Source organism: Dysgonomonas sp. ZJ709 (assembly GCF_011039195.1).
In the GTDB taxonomy this organism is placed as follows: Bacteria; Bacteroidota; Bacteroidia; order Bacteroidales; family Dysgonomonadaceae; genus Dysgonomonas.
This window is the reverse complement of the sequence record NZ_JAAKEM010000043.1, coordinates 1-20,917: the sequence shown is the minus strand read 5'-3', so window position 1 is coordinate 20,917 and position 20,917 is coordinate 1. Positions and strand designations below refer to the sequence as shown.

At 32.5% G+C, this 20,917-nt stretch carries 17 protein-coding genes; 16 read left to right on the top strand and 1 reads right to left on the bottom strand.

Annotated elements, in window-relative coordinates; all coding sequences use genetic code 11:
- Positions 1-4: 4 nt before the first annotated feature.
- The 11 genes from G7Y56_RS17365 (at position 5) to G7Y56_RS17315 (ending at position 14,206) form a co-directional block, all read left to right on the top strand.
- Positions 5-142: a helix-turn-helix domain-containing protein gene (locus tag G7Y56_RS17365; protein WP_370457716.1), complete on the top strand. Its 138-nt coding sequence runs from the start codon at positions 5-7 to the stop codon at positions 140-142.
- Between the two features lie 570 nt (positions 143-712).
- On the top strand, positions 713-838 hold the full coding sequence (locus tag G7Y56_RS18905) for a helix-turn-helix domain-containing protein (RefSeq protein WP_165045573.1): 126 nt from the start codon (positions 713-715) through the stop codon (positions 836-838).
- A 67-nt stretch (positions 839-905) separates the two neighbouring features.
- The gene (locus tag G7Y56_RS17355) at positions 906-1,472 is read left to right on the top strand and encodes a hypothetical protein (RefSeq protein WP_165045571.1); all 567 of its coding nucleotides are present in this window, start codon (positions 906-908) and stop codon (positions 1,470-1,472) included.
- Between the two features lie 624 nt (positions 1,473-2,096).
- Positions 2,097-3,620 (top strand): hypothetical protein, encoded by a 1,524-nt coding sequence (locus G7Y56_RS17350; protein ID WP_165045569.1) that lies wholly within the window; start codon positions 2,097-2,099, stop codon positions 3,618-3,620.
- Between the two features lie 434 nt (positions 3,621-4,054).
- Positions 4,055-5,299, top strand: coding sequence for a hypothetical protein (locus G7Y56_RS17345; protein WP_165045567.1), 1,245 nt, complete (start codon positions 4,055-4,057; stop codon positions 5,297-5,299).
- Positions 5,300-5,326: 27 nt separating this feature from the next.
- Positions 5,327-5,605, top strand: a complete 279-nt coding sequence (locus G7Y56_RS17340) for a hypothetical protein (RefSeq protein WP_165045565.1) — start codon at positions 5,327-5,329, stop codon at positions 5,603-5,605.
- A gap of 92 nt (positions 5,606-5,697) precedes the next feature.
- Positions 5,698-6,939, top strand: a complete 1,242-nt coding sequence (locus G7Y56_RS17335) for a hypothetical protein (RefSeq protein WP_165045563.1) — start codon at positions 5,698-5,700, stop codon at positions 6,937-6,939.
- A gap of 674 nt (positions 6,940-7,613) precedes the next feature.
- A complete protein-coding gene (locus tag G7Y56_RS17330; RefSeq protein ID WP_165045561.1) occupies positions 7,614-8,963 on the top strand; it encodes a DUF6734 family protein in 1,350 nt (449 codons plus the stop codon).
- Between the two features lie 20 nt (positions 8,964-8,983).
- Positions 8,984-10,552, top strand: a complete 1,569-nt coding sequence (locus G7Y56_RS17325; protein WP_165045559.1) for a vitamin K epoxide reductase family protein — start codon at positions 8,984-8,986, stop codon at positions 10,550-10,552.
- 83 nt (positions 10,553-10,635) lie between these two features.
- Entirely contained in the window at positions 10,636-11,583 is a 948-nt protein-coding gene (locus G7Y56_RS18470) for a hypothetical protein (RefSeq protein ID WP_185154007.1), read from the top strand.
- Between the two features lie 559 nt (positions 11,584-12,142).
- Positions 12,143-14,206 (top strand): tetratricopeptide repeat-containing sensor histidine kinase, encoded by a 2,064-nt coding sequence (locus G7Y56_RS17315; RefSeq protein ID WP_165045557.1) that lies wholly within the window; start codon positions 12,143-12,145, stop codon positions 14,204-14,206.
- Here the strand turns inward: G7Y56_RS17315 and G7Y56_RS17310 are convergent.
- Positions 14,196-14,873 (bottom strand): response regulator transcription factor, encoded by a 678-nt coding sequence (locus tag G7Y56_RS17310; protein ID WP_165045555.1) that lies wholly within the window; start codon positions 14,871-14,873, stop codon positions 14,196-14,198. The genes G7Y56_RS17315 and G7Y56_RS17310 overlap by 11 nt on opposite strands.
- 385 nt (positions 14,874-15,258) lie before the next feature.
- On the opposite strand from G7Y56_RS17310, the gene G7Y56_RS17305 reads away from it, so the two are divergent.
- The 5 genes from G7Y56_RS17305 (at position 15,259) to G7Y56_RS17285 (ending at position 20,797) form a co-directional block, all read left to right on the top strand.
- The gene (locus G7Y56_RS17305) at positions 15,259-16,128 is read left to right on the top strand and encodes a penicillin-binding protein activator LpoB (protein WP_165045553.1); all 870 of its coding nucleotides are present in this window, start codon (positions 15,259-15,261) and stop codon (positions 16,126-16,128) included.
- A gap of 36 nt (positions 16,129-16,164) precedes the next feature.
- Positions 16,165-17,469, top strand: a complete 1,305-nt coding sequence (locus G7Y56_RS17300; protein WP_165045551.1) for a DUF6175 family protein — start codon at positions 16,165-16,167, stop codon at positions 17,467-17,469.
- A 7-nt stretch (positions 17,470-17,476) separates the two neighbouring features.
- Positions 17,477-18,832: an LPP20 family lipoprotein gene (locus tag G7Y56_RS17295; RefSeq protein WP_165045549.1), complete on the top strand. Its 1,356-nt coding sequence runs from the start codon at positions 17,477-17,479 to the stop codon at positions 18,830-18,832.
- 15 nt (positions 18,833-18,847) lie between these two features.
- Positions 18,848-19,414: a hypothetical protein gene (locus G7Y56_RS17290; RefSeq protein WP_255498789.1), complete on the top strand. Its 567-nt coding sequence runs from the start codon at positions 18,848-18,850 to the stop codon at positions 19,412-19,414.
- Between the two features lie 84 nt (positions 19,415-19,498).
- On the top strand, positions 19,499-20,797 hold the full coding sequence (locus G7Y56_RS17285; protein ID WP_165045547.1) for a hypothetical protein: 1,299 nt from the start codon (positions 19,499-19,501) through the stop codon (positions 20,795-20,797).
- Positions 20,798-20,917: the final 120 nt, after the last annotated feature.

The following is a 20,917-nucleotide window of genomic DNA, read 5'->3' as shown; positions in this document are numbered from 1 at the left end:
AATGATCTCAGCAGGAATTCCTATATCCGATATTGCATACAGATCGGGATTTTCATCGGCATCTTATTTTACAAAATGTTTTAAAGAGTTCTATAAAAAAAGTCCGACTGATTTCTTAAAATCAAATCATTTACCAGATTAATCTGATCAATACAAAAAAACTTAATAGCTATTTCATTTACGTGTACCCAATTTGCTACCAATGAAGTATTGGGATAACGCCATAACCAGAATTTATTTGTATATCAAAATACATATAAAATAGCTAGTGCCACCTTTTCTCCATAAACGTAACCATGTAGCACGAAATTATCCTCAAACACGAAAAATCCAACTGCATTGTTCTTCTTCGGTAAGTTAGAAAACAATCTACTGCTAATACAACCTCCTACAGCAGAAGGAGCAAATAAAAATAGAACTTCATTAAAAGAGAATGGGGTAAATGATCGCCTTTTGCATTGTAGTGATGCTCATTCTTTTTCAGAAGATAAAATAGAAACCAAACCTAAAGAACTTGGGCACTGCTACACTGCTAAAAACAAAACTCAACCAAAAATGAAAGTAGATGACAATGCCTTTGAAGACTGGGTGAACCGATTAAATAACCGCATTAACTCTATGGATGCGAAGCTAGATAAACTAATAGATCCCAATAATAAGTTAGAAAATGGCGATTTATTAGACAATCAAGACCTTATGATTTTAATAAAAAATGAGTCCCCGAACATTACAACGATTAAGAAGTACAGGGGTTCTTCCTTTCAAAAAAATAAATCAAAAAACTTACTATTTAAAATCAGATGTACTCAAAGTGATAGAAAACAATTTAGATAAATAAGTAATAGAAGCAATTCAGAATAAAATCTTAGTTAAACAAATTAGTATTAATACTTAATAATTGAATTATGAAAACTTTTTTAAGTCAAGCCAGAAACCAGATCGAGAAAGTCATTCCTGCAAACAGTGATTTGTATTATTATGTCGGTGCGGAAATAGAAAATATAGCTTTTGCATCCTACATATTTTCAATTGAGGATGAAAAGAGTTTCCAAACTGTATGTATTCTAGCCTTCCCTGCCAATTTTGATTTAAATGCTTTTTTTAGGGAGGAAATTCGAAAATTCAGAGATATACTTGTGGAAAACGATTCTCTACTAATAATAATTTATGAAGATCAGGCTAAAGGTACAAGAAATAGTCTAGGTGATTTCTTATCTGAAGAGCTATACCTGCTTAATAGAAACTATATTGTCTTACCTAGTTATAATGAAGCAAATTTCAAGACTACAATCAACGGTATTAACTATTTAACGATTAGTAAAACTCTTGAGTATATTCTAAACGGACAGATTCAATTTATTGCTCCAAACATCGGATTAAACCAAGTGAACATTGAGATATTGTCAGATGCTTGTCCGAGTTGTAAATCGATTTTTCCAAACGTACTTCTAATTCTATCAAAGTGTAATTAAAATCCTCAACATATATGTAGGCTATAATAAGCCAAAATAAGGGCACTTAAAACCAATTAATAACATGTTTACAATTACTTTTAAGGGAAAGCCAAATCCCAAAGATAAAAACTTAGTTAAACTTGAAATGATATTATTCCGGACAGGTTATAACTGTACACCAAACGTCAAAGTATCAGTGAAATGTTAGTCAAAAAGCTTAAACAAACTACTAACTCTGGTTATAAGTATACTTTAATAGAAAATAGGCTGAATCAGAATTTTACCGCAATAGCCTATAGTCTAAAGCAAAATAAACTTCATTACATGATAGATGAAATAAAAAGAGTTCTAAATTTATGTTATAAAACATTCAAATAATATAAAATATTTAATAAAAGAAGCTATAAGAGCATATTTATATTTGTAAATTAACATTTTACACAAATAATTTATTTCAATATATTTTTTGAAATTAAAATAAAAACCTATCTTCATATGCATCAATTATACTTTTTATAATGAATGATAGTACTTACCTCTATTTCATTGAATGCATATAAATTAATATTATTTATAATTTCTATTAAGTTAAATTATACTTATTAATTATTCTCATATATCTAATTCATAAATTTAAATAGCATGAAAAAAAATTACATTTTATTGGTAATACTAGGTATTATTATTAATGCTTGTTCATCTGAGCAATGGCATGACGAAACTGATGTTATGAATGCAGAGATAGAAGCTAGAGCTCTTTCCTCAAATGAACCTTCTATCAGTAATCCCACATTACATAACGATTGGGAAAATGTTAATACAATCTACTTAAACAGTGGTCCTGAAATCGATGCTCCGTGGGTATTCAAAGAAGGTAATAGTATGAATATACCCTATGACTTCCGAACTGACATAAAAAAAGAAGATGGCTGGAAATTATTAGCTCACACAATTCTTAAACGTGAATCGGGTGAACCAAACTATATTTTGTTCTACAATAAAAAGAGAGGAATAATGAAAGTTTTCTATTATCAATTAACAGAAATAAAAAACAATAGTTTTGTATGGATAATGGAATCAGTAAATGGACCAACCTCAATATTCCCATCCAATACAAAACTGCAAGGGCCACTTAATAGTAAATATCAATATGTAGCAACCTCAAATACATTAAGAGAGAGTAATTTTAGTTTTGGAGCTATACATAAAGGTTGGAATGCATGTTCATTTGAATTAGTTTATGGTACTATGGACAAAAACCCAATTATACGCCTTAAGGGATACAATGATGAAAGAGGTACTCTTAATGCGTCAGGAGACTTCTCTGGAAATATAGCCATAGAAGTACCAAAGGAAAGTAAAAATCCGTTTGATGCTATAGTAGAAAAATTAGCGCCTATTACCAGTTTACTTCCTCAAACATGGGGAGTTACAACTGGATTATCATTAGCAAGTGCTGCTATTGGAGGATTATCCGTTTTCGAATCAAAAAATTTAACAACAACAATAAAAGGAACAATGTCCGGTAAAATTCAGTTGAATGGAACGATATTAACTCAATTCGGTGGTGCAACACACTCTACTGATGACATTGACTTGAGAAAGATTAATGACAATGAAGATTTAGGATTATGGAATCTATCAAATATTCCAGAATTTCAATACTATTTATATGAATTGTTAAGTCCTCAAGCACCCACTAACTATTATATAAAAGTTCGAGGTGATATATTATTATACCCTTATAGAGATCTTACTTCTTTAATAGTAATAAATCCTAATGCAGCAAGCTCACTTAAAAGTTATAAAGTAATTGATTATAAATTTACGTTCCGTAAACCTGAGAGGAAATATAGAGATATGATTGAGATATCTAGTGATTGTTTTTATTATAGAAATCTCAGTTTTAGTGGCGGATACGCTACTGATTATAACCGTTATAGAGGGTACATCCTAGAGCATGAACTAGAAACAACTCCGGATGTGGCCATTACGGTCGAATTTACATATATCGATGGCAGCAAAATGACTGTGTCCAGAAATTATCCAATTAAGACTATTGCTATTAACAACGGGAACACTGTCATTCAACAGGCTAATAGTCAATATAGTAGTGACATTCAATTTATCAAATCATCATGGCTAACTTATGATTATAATTATTAACGTGAATTTAAATCTAATGTAAAAAGGGTCATCCTAAAAAATTATCACTATATACTAGATTTTATACCGAATAGCACCCTTTACCTATTCGCTATTCTGTTACTCGAATCACAAAACAATCCGAATCTATAAATCAGAAGAAACGGGGAAGTACTCAAAAGCTTCTCCGTTTCTTTATTCAGTATTAACCTATCCGGATAACCGCAAGGGTTATCCGGATAGGTTTTGTCAGGTTAGTAGGGATAGGGCTTGCCCCTATCCGTCAATATAATCGGATAACCGCAAGGGTTATCCCTACAGCTTAATACCGTACCAACCACTTTGTCTTTAACAAATGCGACAATATCGGAAAAAATCTCTCCGTAAAGTTAAAATACCTATATTTGTGCCCGACAGAAATAAAATTCGAACCTGACAACTGATATAAGATTAACATGAATAAGAACTCTAAATATATATGGCTCCTTAGCTGTTTTATACTGATTTGCGGTTACATTAAAAGTCAGCAGATAGAACTCGGAGATATCAAAAACCGTACTCAGTTCGATTCGGTAATGGCACTTGTTCCGGTCAAAAACATAGATATAGACTCTCTGTCGCAACGCAGGTTGAATATTGTCATGGAAGGCGATTTTTCGCTTTACGGAGTACCCGTAGAAGAAGTAGACTTTAAGTTGAAAAATGAAAAACTGCAAAGCATGAAAGCATATAGTATCAAAGGATACAAAAGCCTATTGAAAAATATCGAAGAAAAACTGGGAACAGGTCTCCATTCGAAAGGTATTTTCAGTTGGGAAAATGTAGCAGGAAAATCGGAGTTGCGATCGTATAACAAAGTCCATAACCTGCTCGATATTACCGATTCGCTCAGCATTGTATTCGAACGGACGTTTTACCCCGACGTCGGCAACCTAATAACCAATCTTTACAACGAAGTACCCGCCGGAACAAATCAGAACGAATACAGCATTGCGATCGATTACGAATACCGTGATTTTAAACTATATATAAACGGTATTCCGGTGCACTATGCGAGTAATAATGACAACTTAATAAACCCCTTTCTGGTTTCGCAACCTGTACAAAGCATACAACTGAAAATTTCGGATGCCCCAAAAAGCAAAGAATATTTTACACGCCAATCGTTTGTCTGGGTTTTCAAAAAAGATAAAGACGACAATAAAACACAGATAGCCGAAATAGCGATCGATAACACAATAGCCGAAAAGGCATATACTTTCGAATTTAAGGCTCCGTATTCTTTTGAGCGTGGTACAATCGATTTAAGAAAAGACCCTAACATAAAAGACAGGCTTTACGAACAGTATGAATTACTTTATCAGGCATTGCTGGGTAAGGACGAAAACAAAGTGCTAGAGTTTTTATATCCTTACGAAAGAGCCAAAGCCATTTCTTTCGGACAGAACAATCCGCTAAACTCGATGCAAAGGTGGCTCGAAATCGAAGACTTGATGCAAAACATTTACAAAGTAAGGCTTACGGATAAATCGCAATTAGAAGTATTATTTTCCGACGACGGTACTGTAGCATGCCTCGATCTTATCGATAAAAAATACATGGACTATTTTTTTAGTGTCCAAGCGAAAGATTCGAGAGCGAAACGTTTTTCATTCTATTTTTATCAGGACAACGACGGAAAACTAAAAGTATGGTTATAATAATAAGTACTGCTAAATATTAAAAAAATGTCTGCGACCTTAAATAATAGAACAACGATGAAAAAATACCTGCTATGTTTCTTTTTTTCGATAACGGCAGCACTTGGATGTGTTGCAAGCAACGACGACAATAAACGGTCGCTAGTGTTAAACGATTTTACAGATAAAATTGACAGCCTGAGTTTCGAAGAGGCAAAACAATTGATTCTGGTCACAAATAAACAGATGGCTTCTCTTTCGAAAATAATGGGAAGCATACTTCAAGGTCTGTTTAAATTGGTCGTTTTTACTACATTGAATAATTAGCTAAACGCTAATATTTTATTATGCAAACGTACTAAAAAAACAGAAACAATGTTCTATCTTAGTTTTATATATTTACACAAAAGATTGAGATTATGAAAGGATTACTATATCCCGCAATGCACAAATTTTATAGTGCTCTAAATAGTTTAGAACAATTCGGCAAAGGAAAAAACTTCTTTGACAACATATCTTATTTGGATAATTTCTTTTCTGAATATCGAAATGTAACTTTTGTTTTACAAAAATCTTTGGCACATACAGAGTATAAAGAAATATATGAAGAATATAGAGCAAAATATCTTATTAACGAAACATGCAAATGGTTTCTTGAAAAAAGAAACGAAGTATTGAAGCAACAACCTTTTGACCTTGAGAAAGTAGTAATAATAACAATATATTCTCCTCTAAATTCTTTTGCATTACCAGAACAGATATTCACCATTGAAAATGATATTGAATATTCGAGTATTATAGACTCTTTAAGGGCGTTTTTTAGAAAAATAAATCCTTTGGAAACTTTTTTCTCTGTAGAATTTTCATTTTATGAAAAAGGAAAAAGAGACAAAGAATTATACGAGAGTTTTATATCTGGAATAAATCAAATGAAAGCATTTCTAAATGCGATGAAGCATGCAATAAAGGAAGACTCTATATTATGCGATCAACTTCAAGAAAAAATAAATTCTCTCAATTTCTATCGAGTTCCGAAAAATATGTTATTTATTGATGATTATGTGTATTATGGTCAAAAGAATAATTTCGAAAAAAGCTCAAGAGTTGAATTTGTTTTGCCACCTATGCAAAAGATACCAGTCGATAGTTTTTTAGAAAAATTTGGAGATAATGACAAGAAGGATATTTTTAGTAGTTTTATAACTATGCATATTGTTATATTTTCAATGCAAAAGAGATTAATGCCTACATTTATGATTGTTTACGACGATAACACCTTTGATTTAAAATCTTTTGATGGTTCTATAAAGACAACAATGTATAGGAAAGTAAATGAGACAGCACAACACATTAAAGAAGATAATGTAAAAGCAATATTTTATGTAGCTGAAATGTTAACTTATTCATGTGACGAAGCTCAATATTCAGAATTGTTAAAAATGAGTTCAAGAGATCGAATTCAGCATAAAACATCAGAACTCTTATGTTTTTTTATGCTTGATAAAGAGTTAGCATTCAAATCATACCGATTTAATACTGAGCAAATTGACAATATGGAATATGTCGTTTCAGTATTAAGAAAACCAGATATGGATTTACCCTCGGCTCTTTTCTTAACTCCAATCCGAGCTGAATTTGAAAAACTAAAAATAAGGGACTAAGAATTAAATCTTAGTCCCTTATTTAGTCCCTGTTATCGATAACTTGTTTATTATCAATATTTATTGCGGAGAGAGAGGGAAGTGAATCACCACCATTATCTTTCTATATATCAATAATTTAACCTTTTCAAATCTATTCCTGTAACGAAATTGTAACGCTTTACAATGACTTAGAAAAGTACCGAATTGTTTTTAATTCTAATAAGTAGCTTCTATAATCAAAGGTACGAAAAAATCCACAAGAAAAAATTAATTCAGCATTTTATCAATGTGAACATCTAATTTTCAGACTATATAAATTTCACAAATAATAAAGAGAAAGAGCAGTAGGACTGATAATCTATAATGATTAAATATCATCATTTTAAATTGGGATTATACCTCAAAAAGTTTCCTATACTCCATCTATATTTTGCTCATTGCCTATTTCTTCTGTATGTTGTAAATACATATCCCCTTTTATTTAGCTCTAAAACGAATAGCCCCTTTTGTGTATCTAAAAATAACTACCCTTGAAATTGAATTAGATGACAAAAACAATGTCTTTGGGACGCCATACTTAATCTGTTAAAATTTCACAATTATCCTCTTTTTCAACTATATCAAACGGTAAAATCTATCATGAAATATTTTTGAATTTATCTATTATATGTAATCTAATAAATATAAAGAATATGAAAGTAGTACAAACCTTCTGGAGTGGGGGGAAAAATCCCTTGAAAAATATTTTTGGGTGGGCAGAGCCACAATATCATTTAATGTCATGGGCTTTAAGTTGTTTAAGTTTGAGAGAACATTATGATGAAGTTATAATGTATACGGATTCTACAGGTCATAAGCTCTTCTCCGAATTTTTGAAATTACCTTATACAGAGATTATTATTCAATATGAAGATCTTGTTTGCCAAGAGGCTTATTGGGCATATCCCAAATTATTAACATACTCTTTGCAAAAAGAGCCCTTTATCCATGTGGACGGAGATGTTTATCTTCCTAAAAGACTATCTCCAGAAATAGAAATAGGGGATCTAATTGCCCAAAACAAAGAGATTGGTACTTCATACTATAGAGGAATGATGGATACTCTAATGGCAAGTAATGTAATCATTCCCGATTTTTTAAAAAAGGAGTTACAAAAAAAATCTATTTCATCTTATAATGCTGGTGTGTTAGGTGGAAATAATATAGAATTTATCCAAAAATACTGTCACGCAGCTTTTGATTTTATTAACACAAATCACTTAAACGACATTGATAATAAAAGCACCAATGTAAATCAAAACATTTTATTCGAACAAGTATTGTTTTATGCTCTTGCAGCAAAAGAAAATAAAGCCGTCACAACAGTAATTGACAGAAGTGTCAATGATAGTGGATATTCCTATCAGGATTTTTGCGACTTCTATTCTTATGATAAGTATTCATTGATGCACCTTATTGGAGGCCATAAAAGGAATCCAAAAATCTGCGAATTATTAGCCCGTACTTTACTGAAGAAATATCCGGAATATTATGAAAGGATAGTAAAGTTATTTCCTCTGAAAAACAATCGTTTTTCCACATCCAAAAGTAAAAACTCCCCATTAAAAAAATCAAAGAGATGGGGCAATTTATCAAACACAGAACTGTTGAATCTGGAAAAACAATTATGTAATTATTTTGAATTCCTGAATAGCTCTGATGATATAAAATTTCAAACAACAATAAAGAGAAATCCTCATTTACACTTATACGAAAAAAAAGGGAATAAATATTCCGGTACAAAGCAAATAAGAATAGACATTGCTTCCATTCCCACTTTTGCAGGTAAAGGGATTCAGGAGGTATTTATTAATGACCTTTGTCACAATATATTAACCTTACTTGATACTGAAACATATTTTGAAAGCCTACTCGAAGGATTAAAACCTTGTTTTGGCACTACGATTAGTAAAGATAAAATTAAAATCTACCAGTCAGTTCTGAAAAATATGGAATACTTATTCATCAACAAACTCATATACACCAGTAAAATAGACAATTAATAAGTTTTTAAAATACAACTATGGCAACAATAGAATTTCTCTTAAAATGGATGAAGATAAAATTCACCAAAACATATCTTAAAGAATTATATGATCTGAATCCTTACAAAGATACTTTCTTTGGTATTTCAGATATCCTATCCGAATATAATATAAAAACGGAAGGATACAGAGTGAGAGATAAAAACGATCTTGACGCAGCCTCCTTACCTTTGATAGTAAACATAGATAATCAGTTTGCCATCATTTCCAAAGTTACAGACGACAGCATCATATTTTGTAATGAAAAACAAAAGACATCGATACCAATTGATAAATTCTTCACTCATAGTAATGGAACTATCCTTACATATAAATTAGAAAATACATCAATAGAACCCAATTATTCAATACACAAAAAGATGGAGACCTTTTCTTTTCTCCGGAAAAGTGCTCTTATCGTATCTGCCATATTACTCTCAGTATTGGGGGTATTATTTGGATCGTCCCATTCTCTTTTACAAACGTTTGCTCTGCTCCCACTTTATATAACAGGTGTTTATATAGGATATTTACTCCTTCAAAAACAAATGCAGATACAAAATATCAATGCAGACAAAATCTGTTCATTCACCAAAAAAGGAGATTGCAATGCCATTCTAAACATGCCTGAATCAAAATTTATGGGTATAATCGGATGGAGTGAAATCGGACTAGGCTATTTCATTGCCAGTCTTTTGATACTTCTTTTTATCCCCTCTCTGACACCCTGCTTAGGCATCATTAGCTGCTGTGCTTTGCCTTATACTATATGGAGTATATGGTTTCAAAAATTCAAAGCCAAGCAATGGTGTATATTATGCCTGATCGTACAGTCTCTATTATGGTTATTGTTTTTCACCTATCTGGTATCCGGTAATATAAATATGCCTCAACTATTTATTCCAAAGCTACTTATTACAGGAAGTGTTTTCACTCTCTCAATTTTATCAATAAACATTTCCATTACATATTTTATAAATATGAAAGGTCTGGAAATAATAATAAAGAAATATAATAAATTAAAAATAAATGAAGATGTATTCAGAGCGAAACTCACTTCACAGGATTATTACATTATAAGCAAGAAGACCTCTGTCATCTTGTTCGGGAACAAAAATGCCAAAAACCTTATTACTGTATTCTCCAATCCACATTGTGAACCTTGCGCTATGATGCATAAGCGAATCAGCCATTTATTAAAAAAAGCAGGTAACAAAATTTGTGTGCAATATATCTTTTCTTCTTTTTCTCCTGAGTTACAGCCAAGTTCCGATTTTCTGACAGCTGCTTATCTGGCAGATGATATTAGTAGGGAAACGAAACAACAGATTTACAATGAATGGTTTGAACATGGAAAGCTAAAGGCAAAAGACTTTTTTGATAAATATAATATTTCTACCTCAAATTCTCAAATAAAGTTCGAAGCAAAGAAACATCACGACTGGAAAATGGCAACACAATTATTAGACACTCCAACTATTCTCTTTAACGGATACAGGCTTCCCGATGAATACATCGTAGAAGATATGGTATATTTCACTGATATAGATTTAGAAAAAACAAAATAAAAACTTTTGCTAGGTTGTGGGCGAAAGAAGCAGCTGCAAAAAATAAGTCACAACATCAACATTAATATAAAAATCAAACAAAAATGAAAGATTCAACTAAACTAAGAAAAATCGAAAAATTAGACGATCAAGATCTGAAAGAACTAATCACACCTTTAAACTCTAGCGGCTCACTCTATTTTGCTTATTATAAATGCTCTTCGAATGAGACAATTGGATGTCAATGCTATTCAAATGATAGTTGTTATGATCTTATTTATAAAGATAGTGTAGCCATTGGTATTAGCTGCCGAAGTGGAGGATCGATATATTGTTCTGCTTATTCAGGCAGTGGCTCGGGTTCAGGTTCAGGTAGTGGTTCGGGTAGTGGTTCGGGTTCGGGTTCAGGTTCAGGTAGTGGTTCGGGTTCAGGTTCAGGTAGTGGTTCGGGTTCAGGATTCGGTCTCTGGACTGTACCAACTCTTCAAGGATCGGGGTGGGGTGATTTTACTGTTATGTGTAATGGAAATGTATCTAAATGTCATAGATTTATAAATTTTGAGCTAAATTATCTTAGTACGGATTCTGTCTTTTTAAAGACAATAACTCAACTATTGCGTTCTTATCATGCTGATGTCAAGACTGAAGAAGTACAGCGCATTATCAATTCAATACTTAAAGAAGACAAAAATTACCCGACAGAAAGTGAGACTCTGAACAGGGAACTCAAGGTAATTACAACCCTCTTCGAAATCTTTTCTATCGAATATCTGAACTCTAATTCTGGTTCTGGGGTAGAATACCCCAATTCGATGCTTGCATATATAAGAGACAATCCAGGTTCTCCTCTCCAGCTAAGAGTAATTTATGCCTACAAGTGTTTGAGTAATAATCCAGGGGGATATGCAAATGATTACTATACGACTTATTATGAATCATCTATTGGTTCTTCTTTCGACATGAAGACGGTACGTTCTTCAGAACTAGAACCGAAACTCGAATATAAATTTGGAATACGAGGACTTAATCCCAATCATGTAAAATTAAGTTAGTTTAGGCTTAGTCTTAACATAGAGAGATACTGTTTAAATATCCAAATAAAAAGGTAGATAATTTTAGAAGATTATGTTTTCTGCAAAAAGATTCATAATCTTCTTTTTTCAAAGAAAATTAGTATTTTGTCCAAGACAAAGGAAAATACGATCTCTTCATTTCTAGTATTTTATTGATTATCTCTATAGATTTGCCCACTCTTCCAAAGCAAATAGATGAGCAATAGCAGTTTATGTTGTAAGACTGTAATTCCGATCATTTATATCTGAATCACAGGCGTAATAAGCAACTCCTTGTCCCTTTACATTGGCTTTTATATCTCTAAATTGTGAATTTTTCTAAGTTATCCAGCACCAAAAATATTATATTTTCAGCGCTTAAGCAAATGAAGAATCTTAATGCAAATAGAATTATTAGTAAGATTATAACCCTTACCTAATTGAAATTTAGGAACGAACTCAGAAATATCTAAACAAACACGATGTATATTTAATTATTTTACACTAAATTTATTTATTTTAACGGTTAGCCTAATTTACATATTAAAACACCCAATCAATGAATCATATAATAAGAAAATTTATATTGTTCACCATTATTGTATTTACATTTAATACATCAAATGCTCAGAATTCAATCAATGAATCTATTATATTGAACAATAATGGATTGACGTACGATTCTCTGATATCTGTAATATCAAACAATAAAATATTATTCTCAGATAAGTTTAAATTAGTCAAAGAAATTGATGATATTTCAGCTGTTCATAAAATCAATGAGATTTACGAAAAAATATTATCGGAAGCAAAAAATCAAAAAGAAAAGAAATATACTATAGATTTGTACTGTTCACTTGCAAATAATTACTTAGTATTAAACAATTTAGATAAAGCAAAACTATATTTAGACTCCGCCCAAACATATGAAAACAAAACCGATAGTATCTCATCTAAAGCATTATTATCTTTTATCACCGGAAGATATTACGCAATAATGAAACGAGAAGATGAGGCAAACAAATATTTTCATAAAAGTATATCTTTCTATGAGCAGATAAAAGGAAAAGAATCTACAGCTATTTTACTTCTATATAGTTTGGCCGCAGGATACTATGACCATGGTGACATAGACGGATTAAAAAAGATAAAGGATAAAATGACCTATCTAGCAAAAATTGTAAATGAACCTCCTTCATATACTAGCACCTATGCCGTTACCATTGCATATTATGAACTAATGTATAAGGAAACCGCAGAAAATCACTACCAAGACTCAATAACGCTATATAATGAAAAAACAATAAACATCTTTGATAATGCTGACAAGTCTACGAAAAATATGTTGAGAAGCCAAATTATTCAGAATTATTTGAATGTTGCTGAAGCAAAATTAAATCAAGAAAATCCAGATTGGAGACAAGTTAAAGAATATGCAGCAATTGCAAGTGAAATACTCGAGCATAAAGATCTTAATCACATAGGATTGATAGACAATAAAGTTATTTTATATCGCCTGAAATCTAAAATATTTCTTCACGAAAAGAATTACAAAGAAGCAAATAAAGAAGCACAAAAAGCTTTAGCGATAATGGACTCGGGTCAAATAGGCAAAGATTTTTCTCTATACAGCTCCATCTATTTATTATTGATCAATACTTATGAAGAAATGGGCGATTATAAAATGGCCCTAAAATATTATAAGCTTAAAGATGAGATTAATGACGAAATCGACAAGGAAAAGAGATTTGCTACAATAAAAGATCTTGAGACGAAATATGAAACAGCGAAAAAAGACCTTGAAATAAGCCATTTGAACGAAGAACGCCAACAAATGCAGTACAACCGAGCTATAATGATTGCCTGTTTTATCACAATTGCTATACTATTAATCATTGCTCTTCTTTATAATAGACTTAGACGCCTGCAAAAAGAAAAAGAAGTTATTCAAATGAATAAAAGGATCGAAGAAAGAGATTTTGAATACCAAACTTTATTGAATGAAACACAATTTAAACTAGCCGAACAATATATATCGGGACTCGAAGGAGAAAGAATACGTCTTGGTAAAGAATTACACGATGGTACGGCAAACGATTTACTCGCAATTATCTTACAAATAGAAAATAATGGAAATAAAGAAATAACTGTAAATTTACTCAAAGACGTATATGCTGATGTTAGGAATATTTCACATAATCTTGTACCTCCATTAATGAGTAATGTAACATTTGCCGATATATTAATAGATTTTATTCGGGTGAAAAACAAACATTCCATGGTGAACTTTCAACTTCAGCTTACACCAGAAGACCAGTGGGAGTCTTTGCCTGCGGATCTTGCTACAGAAACATATCGAATCATACAAGAAGCAGTTAGTAATATGATGAAGCATTCTAAATCAAGTGTTTGTAATATAACAGTAACTCGTATTGATAGTACTGTTACTGTTCAAATTATAGATAACGGGAAAGGATTTGATTTGAATAAAAAAAATAAAGGTTTAGGATTAAGAATTATGGAAGAGAGGGCTAAATATATGAATGCAAATATTGAAATTAACTCAAAGATTGGAAAAGGAACTGAAGTTAAACTTACATTCGATATTTCTTCTATTTCTTAGTTTTTTTCCTTATTGGAAACCCATTTATCATAGCCTTTGCAATAAGTTCAGGAGCACTTTTGACACCGAATTTTCTGAAAAGATCTTTTTTGTAAGACATTATTGTATTCTTCGTATACCCTGTTATTTCCGATATTTGTGCAGATGTATAACTCTCGGCTATCAGTTGCATTATTTCAATCTCTATCCCACTAATTTCAGTAGCAAGTAAAAAGGAGTCAGAGCAAAGAAGATTATGCTCATACTTAATTTGTTTGAATCGGGGACAATAATAACTTTCTCCTTCACTTATTTTTTTTATTGCATATTTCAAGTTGTATATAGGAGATGATTTTAATACAACACCATTTATTTTCAGTTCCAAAAGCATTTTTACATACCAAATTTCTTCATGCATTGTATAAACAATGATTTTGGCATCCGGATGCTCTTCTCGTATTGCCAGAATAAGGTTATATCCTTCTATATCCTTAAGATTCAAGTCGATAATATAGACATCATATTTATGCCCTTTGATTTGTTGTAAGGTTGTTTTCCCATCGAGAACTCCCTTAATATAAACATTCTCTATATTTTGTTTCAAAAAAAATTTAACACCCTGTAAGACACTTTCATGATCATCCACTACCAATATATCAATAGAAGAATGTAGTTTTTGCGTTAGCATAGATTATACATATTTAATAAAATTAAAGTATCTCAAAAATAGAAAGAATACAACGAGATCATACCCATATATATGGGTATGATCTCGTTGTATTTATAATAATCTTTGTATTGAAGATGGGAGAATAAGCTATTCTAGGATGTTCAATTAAGCAATTTATATCAACAGTTACTAATATAGTTGTTTTTGCAAACATAGTGTTAGATAAAAGATAATAAGTTAACATAAAACTATTAATATTATTGACAAAAAGTTTTTATTGTACTATCAAGAACAGAATACGCAACTAATCAAATAAAAAACCAGCACAATATATATAATAGTAACCTGAATGATAAAATACATATATAACTAATATTATTAAAAATAAAAATCTTATTGAATTATGAAGAATCTGCTAATGTCTGTTTTAGTATTATTTGTGCTTACTCCTCCTGTTTTTGCTCAGGGAGGAAAAGAAATTGTCTATATCGAAAATCTCAGTCATACTAATAACATTGGGAGTTCCCATGTAGAGGGGCTGCGTAATAAAGTTATAGAAGGTTTAGTAAAGACAGAGCGAGTTGTTGTTAAAGATGTAAATTCCGAAGCATCGTTAAAAAGAGAAGCGCAAAAACAAACCGAAGATGCCGCCAATGTTGACGAATCAACGCTGCTAATAATGAAAAACCTTAATGCAAAATACCTCGTACAAGGACATGTTACCACTCTAGAACCATTAAAAGTAACGGATAGTGAAGGTAAGATTTCTTATCGTGGATCAATCGTTTACGCCTTGAAGATCATAGATATCCAAGCTGGAACGATGAAAGGAACTGAAAGTTATACTTATGCCGGTTCAGGTTCGGGAATATTAGCTACCGGTACAGGTGATACACCTGACAAAGCTATTGCGAGCACAATGAACGCAGTTGAAAAAGATATGCTTAAACTTGTAAACAAGTATTTCCCAATAGAAGGCACAATACTTGAAGTCAATGCAGAGAAAAAAGGAAAAGCAACAGAGGTCTATATCGATTTGGGCACTATCGCTGGAATGAAAAAAGGACAGGATTTTGATGTCTTTATGGAGCGTGAAGTTGCAGGAAGAAAATCACAAAAGAAAATCGGAGAACTAGAAGTTCAAGTAGTTGAGGGCGATGACATTTCGCTATGCAAAGTAAAAAAAGGTGGTGAAGAAATTAAGGCAGCAATTGGCGAAGGTCTAGTTGTTACAATCAAATCTTCTTACAAAGAAACTTTATTTGGTATTTGAATTTTATCCTCATAATACATATTTAATATAATAGAGATGACAAACTCCTACCAGTCATTATTGATAATAATACTTTTTGTATTTTTGCCCTTTTCAAATCTTTTCGGCCAAGAATATACAAACGATGCCAGTTTAGTACAGAAGAAAAAGGCAACAACTATTGTAAAATCATCAGGAATTCACGAAAAGAAAAAAGAAGCTACACAAATGGCTATCAAATCTGCTTTTGATACCTATTTTCGCTACGGAATTAGTGGATTAAACAGTGATAAACCATTATTAGCCGAAAATTCAGACGAAACTGCCGCGTCTTATCTTCAGCGTTTTTTTGATGATAAAAGTCGAAGATACCTATCTTTTGTTGCTAGTTACGAAGAAGATAAAAACCCACAAAAATTACCAAACAATACTTATAAAGCAACCATCACATTCGAAATATATGATGATGCGCTCAACAAAGATCTATTGAGAAACAATGTAAGGGTAAAAACAGCAGCCGAGAAAACAGTAGAAGATGTAAAAGAAGAAGTGTATCAACCGACAATAATGGTTGTACCTTATAAACATCAGAATAGAAGTTATAAAGAAATTCTGCGCGAGACACAATACTTAGACCAGAGAACAGCAATCGCACGGGTACAAGATACTTTTATAAAGAAAGGATATGACATAAAAGATGTTATGGCTGTACTTGAAGCTACCGAAAAAAGTATGCTTTTCGAATCTAATACCTCGGTCGAATCGTTCGATGGGCATCTGATCAACAACTCAGGTGCTGATGTATATGTGACTGTTGATGCCGGATACAATTCTAATAACGAGGGAACTATGGGTAGTATAGCTCTCGTAGCTTACGAACGTGCTTCGGGCAAACTCTTAGCATCGAAACATGCTACGTCGCAACGCTATCGGAAAAGTGTACTTGCCGACCTGTATCGTATTGCTATCGGAACAATTATAGACGATTTTGTTAAAGACATGACGCTCAGTTATGCTAAAAAAGCTGATTCAGGTAATACATTTGTTCTACGTGTATCAGTTGGAAATAATAGTTCGATAGATCTGAATTCGAATATCGACTCACAAAGTATTCCTTTCTCGGATGCAATACGCTTGTGGTTGCGTAAGAATGCATTGAACGGACGTTTCCATGTACAAGGAGCTACCCGCGATTTGCTTATTTTTGATGAAATCCAGGTTAAAAGCAAGGCTAGTGAAGGATATTTTCTTGATGCAAATGATTTTGCACTCGAAATATTCAACTACATCAAAAATGACTTAGGCATCGCATGTGACAAAAGGGTAGACGGTAGTACTGTATACATAACTATTGAAGAATAATAAGAGTATGAAACGATTCCTGTCATTAATAATTCTTTTCACAAGCCTGACACTAATCTGTCAGGCTGCGAAAAAACCCGAGTGGGTAGATAAACGCCCTGTTGATAAAATGAGCTATATAGGCATTGGGGTCGCAAATAAAGCAAATGCAGACTACATGCAGATTGCCAAAAAGCAAGCCCTCAATGATCTGGCATCGGAAATAAAAGTAGAAATACAATCTGAATCTTTACTACAAACAATAGAGAAAAATGATCAGTTTTCATCCAATCTATCTCACAGTATACAAGTGAATACACAGGAAAACCTCGAACAATTTGAACTTACTGACAGCTGGGAAAACGATAAGGAATACTGGGTATATTACCATCTTGATAAAGTCGATTATCAAAATTATATGGCAATAAGAAAAGCAAAAATAACCAGTGAAGGCTACGCATTTTGGATGAAAGGAATAGATGCACAACAACAGGGAGATTTAATTACAGCTATCGATATGTACATAAAAGGGTTAACAGCAATACAGCCTTATGCAAACGAAGAACTGAAATGCCAGCACAAGGGCGCTACAATTGATGTTGGTATAGAACTTTACGGTTCACTGAAACAAATCTTCACCAATATCAGCATCACCCCATCTCCTGCCAGTTTACAGATGAAATCATTGAAACAAGTATCAGAAGTAGTTGTTATCGATGTGAAGCAAAATGAGACTCCACTCAAAAACATGAAACTAAAAATAGCTTTCAAATCGGGAGGAGGACAGATATCATCCAATGAGGTTACCGATATAAACGGAAAAGTTGATTTAAATATACAAAATATTACATCAAAAAATCTCCATCAAGAAATAGGTCTTACAATTGATATGAGTTCATTTTCAGCCATAAAAAGTCCTTTTATGGAGAATGTTTTAAATTCGTTTCGTAACAATTTACCTCAAGCCACAATATCTATAAATGTAGAGAAAGATGAACATAAGGCATACATACGTAATCAGGGACGTACGAATGAAATACTAACGAAATCGATAAAAAGCCTATTGACCAATAACTACTTCACTGTTGTAAATGATGCTACACAAGCCAATATTCTCATTCTCATTAAATGCGATTTCAAGAAAGGAAACATAGTTAAAGGTGAGATGTACGACTTTAACGAATACTTTACGAGCGTAGAGATTCAGGTTTTGAATGCAAATGACTCGCAGTCTTTAATTGACTATTCGATAAGCAATCATCGTAGCCTCTCTCCTATTTCGACAACTCAAACAGCGGCAGAAAAGAGTGCTCTGAGAGATGTAATGAAACGTATCGATAAGGAGTTCAAAAAAGAACTGGAAAATATAAATATTAATAACTAATAAATATAAACTCAAATGAAAAATCTTCATTACTTATTATGTATTACAACTGTACTTCTGATGGCATATAGTTGTGGTGGTTCCAAATCCGCAGTAGGTGTAAATGGTGATATCGAACTGATTTTACCATGTACAGGACCCGAATACAACTCTGATAAGGAGCATTTCAGATCGACCATGTATTCTATAAGCACCGATATGGGCACTGCTAAATCGAAAGCATTAAACTCTGCACGTGCCGAATTGGCAACTTCGATGAACGCATTGGTAGAAAGAACAAACGACACTTATACCAGTTCTTACCAATCGGGGGAAGAAGAAGATGTGAAAATTAGAATTAATGATCTTTCCAGGACTATAGTAAAAGAGCGTCTTACTAATTCGCGTATTATCTGCGAAAAAATGATGAAAACTCAAGATAGTAAATACCGTTGCTATATAACCGTTGAAGTATCTAGTGAAGATATATTAAATGGAATGAAAAACAAACTGATGAATGATGAGAAATTACGTACCGACTTCGAATATGAAAAATACAAGAAAATATTTGATGAGGAAATGGGTAAATTAAATAATGAATAACTGATTTATAATAACTATAGATTGCCTTAATATACTGTTTCGGGTATCACGGAACAGTATATTTTTGCTTAATTCTACTCTTATATGAAAAGTATTAGTATACTCTCTATCATTTGCTTGTTTTTTATTTCGCTGCTTCCACTGTCTGCACAAGAAAGCATCGAAGATGAATACGAAGCTTTTGTAAAACAGCGTGTGAACGAAATGGTCGAATTCAGAAATCAAAGAGATAAAGAGTTTGCTTCTTTTCTGAAAGAATATTGGGAAATGTATATAGCTACAGCAGGTATAAAACAACCTATGCCAGGCCCAGATAATCCGATATATTACAAACCTGCCGAAAAACCAAAAGAACCAATTATAGAAAAGGAAAGCAAACCGGTAACTCCCAAAGCCAAACCAACGCTCAAGCCTCCATCTGTAAAACCTGAATCAAAATCTAAGCCAACGCCGAAACCAGATGGTTCAATTGACAAAACAACCCAAGCACATATAACCTTTTATGGAGGACAGTATGCTGTTTCGAAACCAAATACGACGGTGTATCTATCAAATATAGAAGAAACTCATTTGGCTGAAGCTTGGACAACCCTTTCAAAAGCTAACTACGGAGCGATTGTAAACGACTGCCTCAGACTTAAAAAAGAATTAAATCTCAATGACTGGGGATATATTATGCTGGCAAAAAGTGCAGGACAACTATTGAGCAAAAGGCAAACTGCCGACGAAATAGTTTTCGGACAAATGTTTATTCTCCTGCAATCTAATTATAAGGTCAGAATGGCACGTGTTAATAATCGCCTAGCGATGCTCGTGGCTACTGATCAACTACTATATGACACTCCTTTTACTGAAGTCGGTCACGATCGCTATTTTGTTATTACCAATAATCGTAATGAGGATATAAATGCTGTTTATAGCTATAATAAAGACTTTGCTGCCGCAACAATATATATATCTATGGATATTGAATATATGCCGCAGCTTGTAGATAATAACTATCAAGAAGTCATGGAAACAGAAAACTCACTTCAAAAAATATCTTCATCTGTAAACGAAAACCTCATAAACTATTTCAAAGATTATCCTCAATGCGATATTTCTATATATATGAATGCTAAACCAAGTATCCAGTTTCAAAATTTTATCGAACCTCAATTTGCGGCTATGATAGAAGGTAAATCTACTGTTGACGCCGCATCGATCTTATTACGTTACATTCAACTTGGTTTTAAATACGCCACCGATCAGCAACAATTCGGTTATGAGAAGCCTTTCTTTATCGACGAAAATTTCTTTTATCCCCAAAACGACTGTGAAGACCGTGCAATACTATATGGATACCTAATGAAAAGTCTGCTACAGCTCGATGTCATTGTATAATATAATTGAAAAGTAGTCCACTAAAATAATTGAAAAGTATACCACCGGTTAAGTAAAATCCGCTAGAGCTTCTAATAAAGCCCTGCATTTTACTAACAAATATTAACATTATAAATTCCT

Excerpts from the sequence above, each read along its gene's own strand:
- G7Y56_RS17345 (WP_165045567.1), top strand. The coding sequence starts at position 4,055 with ATGAATAAGAACTCTAAATATATATGGCTCCTTAGCTGTTTTATACTG.
- G7Y56_RS17310 (WP_165045555.1), bottom strand. The coding sequence starts at position 14,873 with ATGCTAACGCAAAAACTACATTCTTCTATTGATATATTGGTAGTGGAT.
- G7Y56_RS17305 (WP_165045553.1), top strand. The coding sequence starts at position 15,259 with ATGAAGAATCTGCTAATGTCTGTTTTAGTATTATTTGTGCTTACTCCT.
- G7Y56_RS17295 (WP_165045549.1), top strand. The coding sequence starts at position 17,477 with ATGAAACGATTCCTGTCATTAATAATTCTTTTCACAAGCCTGACACTA.
- G7Y56_RS17285 (WP_165045547.1), top strand. The coding sequence starts at position 19,499 with ATGAAAAGTATTAGTATACTCTCTATCATTTGCTTGTTTTTTATTTCG.
- G7Y56_RS17300 (WP_165045551.1), top strand. The coding sequence starts at position 16,165 with ATGACAAACTCCTACCAGTCATTATTGATAATAATACTTTTTGTATTT.
- G7Y56_RS17325 (WP_165045559.1), top strand. The coding sequence starts at position 8,984 with ATGGCAACAATAGAATTTCTCTTAAAATGGATGAAGATAAAATTCACC.
- G7Y56_RS18470 (WP_185154007.1), top strand. The coding sequence starts at position 10,636 with ATGAAAGATTCAACTAAACTAAGAAAAATCGAAAAATTAGACGATCAA.
- G7Y56_RS17355 (WP_165045571.1), top strand. The coding sequence starts at position 906 with ATGAAAACTTTTTTAAGTCAAGCCAGAAACCAGATCGAGAAAGTCATT.
- G7Y56_RS17290 (WP_255498789.1), top strand. The coding sequence starts at position 18,848 with ATGAAAAATCTTCATTACTTATTATGTATTACAACTGTACTTCTGATG.
- G7Y56_RS17330 (WP_165045561.1), top strand. The coding sequence starts at position 7,614 with ATGAAAGTAGTACAAACCTTCTGGAGTGGGGGGAAAAATCCCTTGAAA.
- G7Y56_RS18905 (WP_165045573.1), top strand. The coding sequence starts at position 713 with ATGAGTCCCCGAACATTACAACGATTAAGAAGTACAGGGGTTCTTCCT.
- G7Y56_RS17340 (WP_165045565.1), top strand. The coding sequence starts at position 5,327 with ATGTCTGCGACCTTAAATAATAGAACAACGATGAAAAAATACCTGCTA.
- G7Y56_RS17335 (WP_165045563.1), top strand. The coding sequence starts at position 5,698 with ATGAAAGGATTACTATATCCCGCAATGCACAAATTTTATAGTGCTCTA.
- G7Y56_RS17350 (WP_165045569.1), top strand. The coding sequence starts at position 2,097 with ATGAAAAAAAATTACATTTTATTGGTAATACTAGGTATTATTATTAAT.
- G7Y56_RS17315 (WP_165045557.1), top strand. The coding sequence starts at position 12,143 with ATGAATCATATAATAAGAAAATTTATATTGTTCACCATTATTGTATTT.